Origin of the sequence: Hathewaya histolytica (genome assembly GCF_901482605.1) — a bacterium.
In the GTDB taxonomy this organism is placed as follows: Bacteria; Bacillota; Clostridia; order Clostridiales; family Clostridiaceae; genus Hathewaya; species Hathewaya histolytica.
In genome coordinates, this window is record NZ_LR590481.1 from 1,602,470 (window position 1) to 1,616,114 (window position 13,645).

Annotated in this window: 17 protein-coding genes; all 17 read right to left on the reverse strand. The window is 28.6% G+C overall.

Features of this window, described 5'->3' with window-relative positions:
* Positions 1-54: 54 nt before the first annotated feature.
* Positions 55-939, reverse strand: coding sequence for a GTPase Era (gene era / locus FGL08_RS07865; protein ID WP_138210264.1), 885 nt, complete (start codon positions 937-939; stop codon positions 55-57).
* Positions 940-1,004: 65 nt separating this feature from the next.
* Positions 1,005-1,400: a cytidine deaminase gene (locus FGL08_RS07870; RefSeq protein ID WP_138210265.1), complete on the reverse strand. Its 396-nt coding sequence runs from the start codon at positions 1,398-1,400 to the stop codon at positions 1,005-1,007.
* A 42-nt stretch (positions 1,401-1,442) separates the two neighbouring features.
* Entirely contained in the window at positions 1,443-2,138 is a 696-nt protein-coding gene (locus FGL08_RS07875; RefSeq protein ID WP_138210266.1) for a diacylglycerol kinase, read from the reverse strand.
* Positions 2,139-2,211: 73 nt separating this feature from the next.
* The gene (gene ybeY / locus FGL08_RS07880; RefSeq protein WP_138210267.1) at positions 2,212-2,718 is read right to left on the reverse strand and encodes an rRNA maturation RNase YbeY; all 507 of its coding nucleotides are present in this window, start codon (positions 2,716-2,718) and stop codon (positions 2,212-2,214) included.
* A gap of 17 nt (positions 2,719-2,735) precedes the next feature.
* Positions 2,736-4,982 carry an HD family phosphohydrolase gene (locus tag FGL08_RS07885; protein WP_138210268.1) on the reverse strand — a complete coding sequence of 749 codons (2,247 nt, stop codon included), beginning with the start codon at positions 4,980-4,982 and terminating at the stop codon, positions 2,736-2,738.
* 30 nt (positions 4,983-5,012) lie between these two features.
* Positions 5,013-6,185, reverse strand: coding sequence for a sporulation protein YqfD (gene yqfD / locus FGL08_RS07890; RefSeq protein WP_171012018.1), 1,173 nt, complete (start codon positions 6,183-6,185; stop codon positions 5,013-5,015).
* Positions 6,178-6,474 (reverse strand): sporulation protein YqfC, encoded by a 297-nt coding sequence (gene yqfC / locus FGL08_RS07895; protein ID WP_243117957.1) that lies wholly within the window; start codon positions 6,472-6,474, stop codon positions 6,178-6,180. The genes yqfD and yqfC overlap by 8 nt, the downstream gene beginning before the upstream one ends.
* A gap of 122 nt (positions 6,475-6,596) precedes the next feature.
* Positions 6,597-7,046 (reverse strand): GatB/YqeY domain-containing protein, encoded by a 450-nt coding sequence (locus FGL08_RS07900; RefSeq protein ID WP_138210270.1) that lies wholly within the window; start codon positions 7,044-7,046, stop codon positions 6,597-6,599.
* 26 nt (positions 7,047-7,072) lie between these two features.
* Positions 7,073-7,249, reverse strand: coding sequence for a 30S ribosomal protein S21 (rpsU, locus tag FGL08_RS07905; RefSeq protein WP_138210271.1), 177 nt, complete (start codon positions 7,247-7,249; stop codon positions 7,073-7,075).
* 123 nt (positions 7,250-7,372) lie between these two features.
* Positions 7,373-7,717 (reverse strand): histidine triad nucleotide-binding protein, encoded by a 345-nt coding sequence (locus tag FGL08_RS07910; protein ID WP_138210272.1) that lies wholly within the window; start codon positions 7,715-7,717, stop codon positions 7,373-7,375.
* A gap of 32 nt (positions 7,718-7,749) precedes the next feature.
* The gene (gene mtaB, locus FGL08_RS07915; protein WP_138210273.1) at positions 7,750-9,051 is read right to left on the reverse strand and encodes a tRNA (N(6)-L-threonylcarbamoyladenosine(37)-C(2))-methylthiotransferase MtaB; all 1,302 of its coding nucleotides are present in this window, start codon (positions 9,049-9,051) and stop codon (positions 7,750-7,752) included.
* The gene (locus FGL08_RS07920) at positions 9,051-9,803 is read right to left on the reverse strand and encodes a 16S rRNA (uracil(1498)-N(3))-methyltransferase (protein ID WP_138210274.1); all 753 of its coding nucleotides are present in this window, start codon (positions 9,801-9,803) and stop codon (positions 9,051-9,053) included. The genes mtaB and FGL08_RS07920 overlap by 1 nt, the downstream gene beginning before the upstream one ends.
* A gap of 24 nt (positions 9,804-9,827) precedes the next feature.
* On the reverse strand, positions 9,828-10,766 hold the full coding sequence (gene prmA, locus FGL08_RS07925) for a 50S ribosomal protein L11 methyltransferase (protein ID WP_138210275.1): 939 nt from the start codon (positions 10,764-10,766) through the stop codon (positions 9,828-9,830).
* 229 nt (positions 10,767-10,995) lie between these two features.
* Entirely contained in the window at positions 10,996-11,388 is a 393-nt protein-coding gene (locus FGL08_RS07930; RefSeq protein ID WP_138210276.1) for an HsmA family protein, read from the reverse strand.
* 22 nt (positions 11,389-11,410) lie between these two features.
* A complete protein-coding gene (locus tag FGL08_RS07935) occupies positions 11,411-11,833 on the reverse strand; it encodes a MarR family winged helix-turn-helix transcriptional regulator (RefSeq protein WP_138210277.1) in 423 nt (140 codons plus the stop codon).
* A gap of 239 nt (positions 11,834-12,072) precedes the next feature.
* Positions 12,073-12,429: a GntR family transcriptional regulator gene (locus FGL08_RS07940; protein WP_138210278.1), complete on the reverse strand. Its 357-nt coding sequence runs from the start codon at positions 12,427-12,429 to the stop codon at positions 12,073-12,075.
* A gap of 34 nt (positions 12,430-12,463) precedes the next feature.
* Complete coding sequence (locus FGL08_RS07945; protein WP_138210279.1) at positions 12,464-13,636, reverse strand: hypothetical protein; 1,173 nt, start codon at positions 13,634-13,636, stop codon at positions 12,464-12,466.
* Between the last annotated feature and the right edge of the window lie 9 nt (positions 13,637-13,645).

The window sequence follows — 13,645 nt, forward strand, 5'->3', positions numbered from 1 at the left end:
TTTTCCAATGTTTTTTACAAAAAACATATGAATTTTTAATTAATTCTAGTTCATTTATTCTTTATATCCGAGTTCCTTTAGCAAGTTTGCACTATCTCTCCAGTCCTCTTTTACTTTAACCCATACTCTTAAATAAACTTTTACTCCTAAAAACTTTTCGATATCTTCTCTAGCATACTGAGATATTCTTTTTAAAGTAGCACCATTTTTCCCTATTATTATTCCTTTATGTGATGCTTTTTCACAAAGCATGTTAGCTTCTATATGATATATCCCTTTATCATTTTGCTTCATAGAAAGTATCTCTACTGCTATACCATGAGGAACTTCCTTATCTAATAATCTCAAAGCTTTTTCCCTTATAGTTTCCATAACTATAAATCTTTCTTGCCTATCTGTTACCATATCTTCTGGATAATATCTTGGTCCTTCAGGTATATATTTCTTCATTTCTTCTATTAATACATCAATATTCTTACCTTTCAAGGCAGATATAGGAATAATTTCTTCAAATTTATACTTTTCGGAGTACTTTTGTATGGTCTGTGCTAACTTTATCTCTTCATACTCATCTATTTTATTCACAAGTAAAAATTTTGGTACTTTAACATTTTCTAATTGTTCTAAGATATGTTGATCAGCTTTTCCTATTTCTCCTTCTGGGGTTGTTATAAAAAGAACTAAATCCACTTCTTTTAAAGCATCTATTGCAACTTTTACCATATATTCTCCAAGTTTATGTCTTGGTTTATGAACACCTGGAGTATCTACAAATACTATTTGATAATCTTTTTCATTTAATATAGTTTGAATATTATTCCTAGTAGTTTGAGGCTTACTAGATACTATAGATAACTTTTCCTTCATTATAAAATTATTTAAAGTTGATTTTCCTACATTTGGTCTTCCAATAATCGTTACAAATCCTGATTTAAACATTTTTCCTCCTAAAGCAAATATACCTCTAATTTGCATTTTGTTTTTATAATTTATATATAAATTTACTATTTTAAACTTTCCTTAGTAAAAGCATTTGGTAAAATTTCTTCCATAGTTTTTACCATATAATCATTTTCATTTTTTACAATTATAAATTTAAAATCATCTGTGCAAAATTCTGAAATTACCTGCCTACATATTCCGCAAGGGAAGGTATAATACTTAGGATCTCCTACTACAGCTAAAGCCCTTATTCTTGTATTCCCTTCAGATACTGCTTTGAATATGGCTGTCCTTTCTGCACAATTTGTGGCACCATAAGATGCATTTTCAATATTGCATCCTGTATAAACGGTTCCTTCCTCTGTGATTAATGCTGCTCCAACTTTAAATTTTGAATATGGTACATATGCAATTTCTCTTGCTTCTATCGCACTACGAATTAATTCCTTCAAATCCATAAAGAACCTCCATTATATTTATTTTATATTATATCATGTATTTTAAATTAATATAAGTATTAATAAAGTTACTAAAAACCCTAAAATGCATCCTAGTATTACCTCTAATATGGAATGTACTTCTGAATCGACTCTACTTTGCGCCACAATGAATGCTAAAACAAATCCAAGTAAAGTAATTAATGCCATCTTAGAATGATAGCCAATTATAGTAGCTATAGAAAAAGCAATAGCACTATGTCCTGAAGGCATTCCTCCTTTTAATGGTGTCCCTTTACCTGTTCTTATTTTTAAAAGTACAGTAGTTATACTTACTATAACTAAGATTGAAAATATAGTATGTGGATTGGATTCAATAACTCTATCCATTATACTTTCTGTTATAGGTTTTACTTTATCCCAAAATACTATGTATCCTACTACAATAGAATTGATAGCTGCTATTAAAACCGCTCCCGCAGATACATCCTTAGATATTTTAATTAGTGGATGATAACTATCCATTAAAGCATCCAAGCCATGTTCTATTGAGGTATTTATCATTTCTGCTACTATAACTAAGGTAATTGCAAATAAAACCATAAATAATTCTGTCTTTGTAATATTAGAATAAAGACTAAAAATTAAAACTAATATTCCTATACCAATATGAATTTTCATATTTCTTTCCTTTTTAATAGCCGCTATGATCCCCATAATAGCACAATTAAAGCTTTCAACTAAGTTTTTATTCTTCATACTTACCATCCTTTTAAAACTCTTATATATAAAATATGTGACAGTAATTACTGTCACATATAAAAACTAACTTCTATAGGTCTCTAATAACATTAAAACTATTTAATATTTCTTCTTCTCTCTTTCGCATTACCTCTTTATCATTATCTTCTATATGATCATAACCTAGGAGATGTAATATGGAATGAATTATAAGATAGCACACTTCCCTTTTAAAAGAATGATTAAACTCTTCAGATTGCTCCTTTGCTCTTTCTAAAGAGAGTGCTATATCTCCTAAAACTAATTTACCCTCATCCAAATCCATATCATTAAAACCATAATCCTTATATACGTCTTTAAACACTTTATGATTGGGGTATTCTAGCATAGGAAAGGATAGTACATCTGTAATAGAATCTTTACCCCTAGTTTCCCTGTTTATATCTCTTATCTCCTTATTATCTACTAATATTAAACTTATCTCATAATCCAATGTTACTTTTTCTTCTTGTAAAGTATAGTGAATCATTTTTTCTATTAATTCTACTATATCTTCTTGTATTAATAGTTTATTTTGTCTGTTATCAACTAATAACATGAATTCTACCTCTCTAGCTATTTTTTGTTATTCTTTCCTTTAACCATATTAGATAATTTAGGATATTCAATTCTTTCATGATAAATACCTGACAATCCCTTTAAGAAAGCTTCTTTAATATCTTTTAAATCTCTAAGGGTAAGATCTGAATTATCTAAATGTCCTGAATCTAATCTAGCTTTTATTATGCTATCCACCATTTTTTCTATTTTTTCTTTATTAGGTTCTTTTATAGACCTAACTGCTGCCTCAACTCCATCCGCCAACATAATAATTCCTGCTTCTTTGGATAAAGGATCTGCACCTTGATATCTAAAATCGTCCTCCAACACATCCTCTGGCTTATCTGTGCTATTCTTCATAGTTATATAAAAATATTTTACCAAAGAAGAACCATGATGTTGGATTATTATATCTTGTATCGCTTTTGGAATCTTATACTCCTTAGCAAGCTCCACTCCATCTTTAACATGAGAAGTAATTATAAGAGTACTTAATGTGGGACCAATTTTATCATGTGGATTAATTCCACCCATTTGATTTTCTCTAAAAAAATATGGCCTCTTTAACTTTCCTACATCATGGTAATAACATGCTACCCTTGCAAAAACTGAATTTGCACCTATAGCCTCAGCTGCAAGTTCCGATAAATTAGCAACTAACATACTATGATGGTATGTTCCTGGTGCTTCAGTCAAAAGTCTTTTCAATAATGGATTATTTGGATTTGCAAGTTCTAAGAGTTTTATAGTTGTTACCACATCAAATGCACTTTCAAACACTGGTAAAAAACCTATAGTAAATATACCCGATAAGATACTTGCAATAAGCATGGCTGAAGACTTATATAAAGAATCTAATATATTATTATTTGATTGTAATACTCCAAGGCTAAAAGTTGCCAAAGAGTTTATTATAGCAATATAGAGTGAAGAATATAAAATATCGCTTCTTTCATCCATCTTTTTTATACATATAGAACATATTACTGCATTTAACATTATTAAAATCACTACAGGCGGATTAAATTTAACAGCTATGCTTAAAAATATCCCATTTAAAATGCTAATTGTAGTAGCCAATTTGTAATTTATAAGTAATGTCAAAATCATTGGTGCAAAGGCTAAAGGTATTAAATAAGGTGTTATAAAATTTAAACTCCTAGCTAGTATAATGGATAAAATATTAATTATACTGACTAATATCAACATCTTATCTTTCTCATAAGAGTCCTTATGATATTTGAATAAATAGGCCCCTTGTATCAAAAGAATCAATGCTATTAAAAGTGCAAGTCCAAGGAAAACATACCATTGGAAGTTACTTTTATCATCAAGAAATCCAAGTTCTCTTAAAAGTTCTACCTGATATTTAGTAACTGGTTCTCCCTCTTTCACAATTGTTTGATCTTTTTTTATCTTAATAGATTCAACTTTTGTCAATGCCTCCTGTTTTAAAGATCTTGTCTTTTCTTCATCATAAAATACATTAGCTCTAATCTGTGAGGAGATTAGAGTTTTTGAAACATTTCTTTCAGCTCTATTTAGATCATATTTGCTTAATTCTACATCTATGAAATATATAGCCTTTTTTCTATCATCATCTCTTATTTTTTGTTTTTGAGTATTAATTTTATCATATGGTTTTTTAGTATTTTCACTTTTATCTTTATTATTGTCATAAAATTCTACTTCATTCAGTTTTTCACTAACTTCTTTCGGTGTTATAGCATTAATTTGATATTCATCATAAAGCTTATTTAATGTTTTTGTAATAATATCTTTTAAATTTTCCATTTCCTTAGGCGTAGATTTTATTAAAGTATTTAACTCTGAATCATTTATATCTATCCCTATTTCACCTTTTAAATTATTCATAACTTCCTTTTTATTTTTTTCAGATTCCTTTATATCTTCTTCAGTATTACTTTTAGAATCTTTAACAAGTCCCTTTTTCTCCATAACTTTAGAGAAAATAGAATCTATATTTTTCTTTGATGCATTTTTAACATCGCTATCTATGGTATATTGATCTGGTACAGACATAATAGCTTCCTTTTTCTTTTCTTTTGTAGACAATTGGTCTTCAACATCCCTAGGTGCCTTTATGTCTATTTTAGCAATATCTCCTTCTTTTAAAGAGTACTTCTCGGGTAATACAGCGGTTATCAATATTCCATATATTAATATAAAGTTAATTAAAAAGATTAAGGCCTTTTTTCTTTTGCCACTAAAAAACTCTCTTAACCCTTCTTTTTTAATCATACAGTTTCCCACCTTTTATTTAGGTATATTTTAATTTTGATTTTCTATCTCTTCATGATTTTTCTCTTCTATCTTCTCTCTTTCGATTGCTTTGTCTTCTCCTATGTCCTCTTCAGCAATAACAAGCACCCTTAAATCATAGTAATCAGATTCCCTATTTGAATCATCTATCTTTTGGATAACTTTAATATCATTATTGAAGTTTATTCTTATATCCGAATATAATTTAATAAGTTCTTCACTTACCATCTTCTTCTCATCTTGTCTTGTAAACTTAGTTTCCTCCACTTCATAATATACTTCTTTTTTTATTATTCCATTATTATCTTCTATTTTATCATACTTCTTAAACTTATTTAAATCGTTTTTAATATAAATTTTTTTATTCTTAATCTTTATATATCTATTAGTGAAAGTCTTCCCTGTCCTAGTTCTTTTTACAATTGGAATCTTGATCTTTTTAGTATTTTCATAAAAAGTCTTCGCTATTACGTCTCCCTCTGCTTTTACTTCATATTTGCTATCTTCTTTCCCCTGTTCCCCTTTAACTAATATATCTCCTTTTTTCACAACCTGTCCCTCTTCTACAATTGCTGTCCCTGATTTAGTATATACCCTTTGAATTACACCATCTTTTTTTGCAACTATATCGCATGGAATATTATCTTCTTTAATTTTAGGTGGATTTTGTCTCTCTGAAATCTCAACTTTTAATTTTGTTCCCTCTATCCTTACTCTAGTCCAAACTACGCTTTTATTGCTATTTAAAATGATGTTCTCTAAATTAAATATATTTAAATCTTTTTTTCTTATACCTGGCTTAACCCCTACTTCATTTAACTTAGTTCTAATTTCATAAGGAGATACATTGTTCTCAGTATTAATATCTATCAACCATATAAATTGAGAAAAATAATAAATTATAAATAAAAATAAAAATATACCTAAAACAAAAGCCTTTCTTTTTTTTATTTTTCCTATTAAATTAAATAATCCAAAAGATTTTATAACTTTTATCCTAACCTTATTTTCTTCTGATAATTGTTTTAAGTAATTAAAATCTTTAGCATTTATTTTAAAGCTATAGGAAGCTATGCTGTGTTTCTTAACATCTTCTATAAATACACCTTCTCTCCATAGAAGATTTAAAAAGTTTTCCGGAGAAATACATACTATCTCTAATTTAATCTTACCTCTATTCATTTTCCATATCACTTCTTTCATAGTCAAGAGATGTAAATTTACCACTTAATGTTATAGTATTAGCCCCAAGAAACAGTATTTCAAAATCATTTCCTTTTATAGATATATCTCCTATAGATGTTTTAAGCTTTATCTTTTCTTTCTTGAAACTAAGTATACCTTTGTGATTCTCTACTGTTATCTCTTTATTTGCAGTTATAGTGAACCTAGGAATATCAAAAAGAGCTTCTCTTGGCATATCAAAAGTTTTTGCTATCTTCATTTTAGAATTTTTTATTAACTTCCCCAAAACAATCACCTCACAAAAGAAATTTTCATATTAAATTTATGAAAGATTCCTTAATTTAATGATAGATTCAGATAATTTTGTATAAAATAAAAAGACTCAGATTTCTCTGAGCCTCTGCTTTTTTATTTATTTAAGTATTCTTTTACCAAGGTACTGACTAATTTACCATCTGCTTTTCCTTTAGTTTTAGGAACTAAGGCAGACATTAGTTTTCCCATATCCTTCATACTACTTGCTCCCACTTCTGTAGCTGATTTTTCAATAATTTCTTTTATTTCATTTTCTGTCAACTGCTGAGGAAGGTATTTTAAAAGTATTTCGATTTCTTCTTGGGCTGCTTTAATTAAATCAGTTCTGTTTCCTTTTTCAAACTCTACAATAGCTTCACGTCTTTGTTTTATTTCTTTAGATATAATATCAATTACTATATCATCAGTAACCTCACTTGAAGCACTACTTTTTTCATAAAGCAGAACAGCTGCTTTTGCCATACTAATTACACTAGTTTTAAGTTTATCTTTAGCTTTTACAGCGTCTTTCCAATCTTGTTGCAATACTTCCTTTAAGGACATTGAAACTTACCCTCTTTCAAAACAAACTATTTTCTCTTTCTTCTCTTCGCAGCTTCTGATTTTTTCTTTCTCCTTACGCTTGGTTTCTCGTAGTGTTCTCTCTTTCTTACTTCAGCAAGAACACCGGACTTAGCGCATTCTCTCTTAAATCTTTTTAAAGCACTTTCTAATGACTCGTTATCTCTTACTTTTATTTCTGACATCTATATCCCTCCCTCCGCTTGTTTTAATGCATAATTTAGAACTATTGTGGGAATAAATAGCACGGTATAAATTATACAACATTTTCAAAGAATATGTCAATATAAAATTGCGTTGATTTTAGCTTATCCTGGTGGCCAATTTAGGTTTCTTCCACCTATTAAATGAAAATGAATATGATGAACTGTTTGTCCGCCATGGTCTCCGCAGTTAGTAACCACTCTATACCCATTTTCACTAATTCCACACTCTTCAGCTATTTTCTTTATTGCCATATAAATATTTGATATAACCTTACTATTTTCTTCTGTAAGTTCATTCAAATTAGCAATATGACTTTTAGGAATTACTAAGTAATGAATTGGTGCTGTAGGAGTAATATCTTTAAAACAGTAGACTAATTCATCTTCATAGATTTTTTCTGATGGTATTTCACCTTTTACTATCTTGCAAAAAATACAATCTGTCACCGATTTCACCTCCTTAAAAAACAAGGGATATATTATATAATAATACCATATATATAATCATTTTCAATCTTGCTTAATCTTACATCCAAAATTTTACCCTGTATATTCTCATCACTATTACAAATAACTTTCAAATAGTTTCTAGTATATCCTTCGTATACATTTTCTTCACCCTTTAGTTTTTGTTCAAATAAAACTTTTGACTCCCTACCTATAAACTTCTCCATAAATTCGTTTTCTAACCTAGAGTTAAGTTCTATCAATTTAGAGCTTCTATCTTCCTTTTTATTACCATAAACCTGATTCTCCATCTTATCAGCTCTAGTTCCTTTTCTATTACTATATTTAAATATGTGCATTTTGGATAATTTTATGTCTTTTAAGAATTCATAGGTCTTATTAAACTCTTCTTCAGTTTCTCCTGGGAATCCAACTATTATATCAGTAGTTATGGAAACATCTTTTATATATTTTCTTAAGTTTTCTACTGTTATTCTGTATTCATCTATATTATATGGTCTATTCATCCTTTTTAAGGTTTCATCACATCCGCTTTGAAGAGAAAGGTGATAGTGTGGGCAAAGCTTTTCAAAACTAGCTATTTCTTCTATAACATTTTCCTTAAAAAAGCTAGGATCTACAGAACCAATTCTAATTCTTTCTATGCCATCTATTTCATTTATTTTTCTTATAATTTTAACAAGGTCTATATCTTCTTTTAAATCAAGCCCATACGATGCAATATGTATACCAGATAAAATAATCTCCTTAAAGCCATGAGATGCAAGTTTCATGCACTCTTCTATCACTTTACTAGGCTCTTTACTACAAACGGCACCTCTAGCATATGGTATTAAACAGTATGAACAAAATCTATTGCACCCATCTTGTATTTTTAGAAATGCCCTTGTTTTATCTTGATATTCTTCTATGTCAAGTTCATCAAATTTTTTATTTTTTAAAACATCGTTTACTTCTACAAATTGTTTTTTCTCTTCTCTTGATCTATTTACCCAGTATACTATCTCACTTTTATTCCTTGTGCCTAAGACTACATCGACACCTTCTATTTGCTTTATATCATCTGGAGATATTTGAGAGTAGCATCCAACAACTGCAATTATTGCATCCTTATTAATTCTTCTTGCTCTTCCTATCATCTGCCTAGACTTCTTATCACCCATATTTGTAACTGAACATGTATTTATAACATAAACATCAGCAAATTCTTCAAAAGAAACATGCTCATATCCTTCTTTTATAAATTTTTCTGCCATGGCCTCAGACTCATATACGTTAACTCTACAGCCAAGGGTTGAAAAAGCTACCTTCATTATACTATTCCTCCTAAGTCACCTAATTCATAAGAAACTAGAGACACTGCAGTAAATCCTGCTGTTTCTGTCCTTAATATTCTAGGCCCTAAAGTTACGATATAACTTCCCATCTCTTTTAAGCTATTAATTTCATCTTCTTCAAATCCACCCTCAGGTCCAATTATTATAGCAACCTTTTTAATAGTACTCTTGTCAATCTTTGACATAACATATTTAAACCCATGATTTTCTTCGTTTTCATAAGGCACAATAACAAGGTCATAGTCCTTTAAAGAGGATATCAATTCTTTAATTTCTATAGGATCTCCTATCTTAGGAACTATGCTTCTTTTACATTGTTTTGAAGCCTCTAGTGCTATTCTATTCCATCTTTCAACCTTTTTGAACTCCTTTAGTTCTGCCTTAACAACAACTCTTCCTGTTATAATAGGAGTTATTTCTTTTACCCCTAATTCCGTATTCTTTTGAACTATCAAGTCCATTTTAGTACTTTTAGGTAATCCTTGAAATAAATAAACTTCTATAGGACTTTCAAAAGAGGATTCTAATTCATCTATTATACTAACCCTTACTTCTTTTTTAGAAATTTCTTTTATTTCACCTAAGTATTCTTTTCCATTGCAATTATTTATACTTACAGTATGCCCTTCTGAAAGTCTTAAAACTTTATATATATGTTTAACATCATCACCTAAAATGACAACTTCGTTTTCATTAAAATTTTCTATAGGAACAAAAAATTTATGCATATTTTCTCCTCTCCTAAAACGAAATTATAATGTAGCTACTATGCAAACCCATTCCCCTTCATTTTTAACTTCTAATATTTTATAACCTACTTCTTTAAGTTTTTCTTCTACATCATTTTTTCTATCTAGTATTATACCAGAAGATATAAACTTTCCACCTGGCTTTAAGAAACTTTTAACGTCTTCACATAAAAATAAGATTATATCTGCTATAATGTTAGCTACTACTATATCAGCCTTACCATGAATAACATCCATTAGGTTCCCTTCTAAAACTTCTATTCCATCTATTTTATTAATCTCTACATTTTTCTTTGCCGCATCTACAGCTACTGGGTCTAAATCCACCGCTTTAACTTCTTTAGCTCCCAATATTTTAGCACCAATCGCAAGTATTCCTGACCCTGTTCCTATATCAAATACTTCGCTCTCTTTTGTTAAATTTTCTTCTAGTGCTTTTATACACATTCTAGTAGTTTCATGAGTGCCAGTTCCAAAGGCCATTCCTGGGTCCAACTCTATTATAAGTTCATCTTGATTTTTTTCATAACTTTCCCAAGTAGGTTTTACTACTACTCTTTCACTTATCTTTGTTGGCTTATAATATTTTTTCCAGTTATTTGCCCAGTCTTGTTCATAAATTTCCCTATCTTCTACCTTACCGTTCCCAACATCAATACCCATATCTTTAAGTTCGTTAATTTTTCCTTCTATGTAAGATATAATACTTTTAATATCATCATCTTTTGCAAAATAACCTTTTACAACAGCAGCATTCCCTTTATACTCCAATATATTTATATCTGCAAAATCCCAAGTTAAAGGGCCTTGTTCCCTATCTAATATGTCATTAGGGTCCTCTATAGCAACACCTTTACAATCTAATCCATAAAATATACCTGATACTGGCTCTAGAGCCTCACTTTTAGTTATTACTCTAACTTCTCTCCAAGTTCCTTCCATGTATATCAATCCTTTCTGATAACTCTTCGACTAATTTTATATTTTACACTTGTAATCATTTTATGTCTACAAATAATTATACAAGTAAAATAAGACTCCTTCAATTTAAACTTAAAATAACTTACCCAAATTCTCCACATAAAATTAAAACTCTTAAAAACCTTTACATTAAAGAAAAATGGGTAAAACTCGACTTAGAGTTTAACCCATTAAATTATAATATATAACTTTAAGACATACCAACTATCATACCTATTACATATGGAATTAACCAAATAGTCCAAACTATGAAACTGAATTTATGAAATGTTTCTTTTTTAGCCTGGTCCTTCTTATATAAGACCCAAGTTGCCCATACTGCATGAAATAACATTAATACTATAGCTACAAGTCCTGTATATGCATGAATATTTAAGCCATTTTGGGTAACCTCTGCCGTGCCTGAGTTTGCTATCTTGCTCATTGTAACTGTACCTATGGTATCACATACCAGTCCTAGCCAAAATATTATTACATGCTTTTTATTAAGACTTCTTGCTTTTCTCTCTCCAAACACACCTACTGTATAAAACACAAGTGCTAATGTTATTGTAATAATCGCAAAAATTAATTTACTATCCATTTTCTTTCGTATCTCCTATTCTTTATTTTATTTTTTTTTTAAATTTAATTAAGTTATTTTTCAATTCCTTTATTTCTTCTTCTGTGAAGTTTTCAAATATTTTATCAAAGCTTTCATTTATTTTATTTCTAAAAGAATTTACAAATTCTTTTCCCTTACCTGAAAATGTAACATAAGTATTCCTCTTATCATCTTCGTCTTTAATTTTTCTTACATATTCGGCCTCTTCTAACCTTGAAATTATCCCTGACACAGTTCCCTTTGTTAAAGACATCTCCCTACATAATTGAGATATGTTAACTGGTCCATTATGAGCGATTAATTTAAGCACCATAATTTGCTGATGCGTAAGACCACTACCTTTTAAGCTCTCACTAACTATACACATAGTACTTGAATATATTTCCCTAATTAGCATTGCTATTTCAAAAGAATCATTTCTCATTGCTTACTCCTAATAATTATTAATTAAATTGTATTTAAAGATTTTAAGTTAAAATTAATTTATTAAAAATACACTTTTAAAGAAAGCAGTATATTTTACATTATGATATTATTATCTCCTAATAAGCTTATAATAGTTTGCATGCATACCTTTTAGTTTCTATGCAAACTATCTTATGATAAAAAAATCTTTTTGTCAATAAATTTTCACAAAAAGATTTTTCCAGTTTAAAAATATATTTAATATTTTTTATCTATGATCTCTAACACCTTTTTCTTTTCCATATTTATAGATTTCATACTCTCTATAAATTCTTCAAATTTTTCTTCTATATACTGAGTTTTTATATCATTAAGCAAATCTTTGTTTAAGGTTATTTCACTTTGAGAATTTCTCATAGTAGTAATCAGTCCCATAATCTCCATCTCCTTATACGCCCTCTGAACTGTATTGGGATTAACTTTTATCATGTCAGCAAGCTCCCTTCTAGATGGTATTGTTTCTCCTAATTTTATGTTACCAGCAATTATCTCTTTTTTAATATGAGATATTATTTGGAGATATATAGGTTGTTTATCATTAATTTTAATATTCATAGTCATATCTCCCTCTTATAATTTTATTTTATATTTACTTAAGAACTTCAATACTATTATCTTGAGAAGCACTAATTTCCCCTAAATATAAACTCTTATTTGTTTCTGTATCAACTATATTAATATATTTACTTAATATAGTTACACCATCATTACTACATTTTGAAATTATAAAATACGCCTTATTTCCATCTACCTCTATTAATCTTATATACATATCAGTTTTCTCTTTTTCACTTTTTAACTTTTCTATAATCTTTGTATCTAAAGTAATTTCTCTACCCTCTTCAAATTTATTATTATCCATATTAAAATTCCATAGATATATATTATAACCTTGATTTTTTGTATAATAAATTTTATTATTTATCTTAGTATTATCTATATGGACATTTCCTAATTCCGTCTTAGAGTGAATTATCTTTTCACTTTTAGGTTTATAGTTATGCTTTTTAATACTATAATCTTTTAAATCTAATATAGACATTATATAAGTTTCATCCTTACCTTCTTTTGAAATAGATGTACTTATGTAAAGTTTATTATTGTATATATAACCAGATACACTATAATCTGACTTTTCATTCACAATATCTTCAAGTAAAATGGATTTATCCTCTTTAATACTTTCCTTTATAGGATCAATGGTCGTTATTATTAACTTATTCATCTCTCCCCTAACAATATAAGCAAGCCTTATATTATTTCCTTCAGGCTTAAAATCTAAAACTTGTAAATAACCATTATTAATAGGTATATCAAACTTAAATCTTTTAAGTAAATCTTCCCCTTTATTTCTATAAGATACTTTTATGGTTTCAAACCTCTTACCTGTCGAACTAACATATTGAAATTTACTATCTATAAATATTTTTACTTTATCATCTTCATAGGTTTTATTTCCAGAGTTATCAACATTTCCTCTATAAAAACTTCTGTCTTTTAAAATCCTTTCTGAATTAACGTTCATAAAATCTATCTTCACATTTCTTACTTTTTCATCATTTTTAGATAGTAATAGCTCCTTTCCCCTAAGTATAGAACTGCTACTAATAACTTTAATTTTTTTATTTCCCAAGACACTTATATCCCCAGCTAATTTTGATATCTTTGGATCTTTACTTGCTTGCCCCTTAATATTAACCACATAAATACCCATAACCACTATAGAAAATATAAGAAATATTCTGGTATAAATCTTCTTCATTCTACTCCC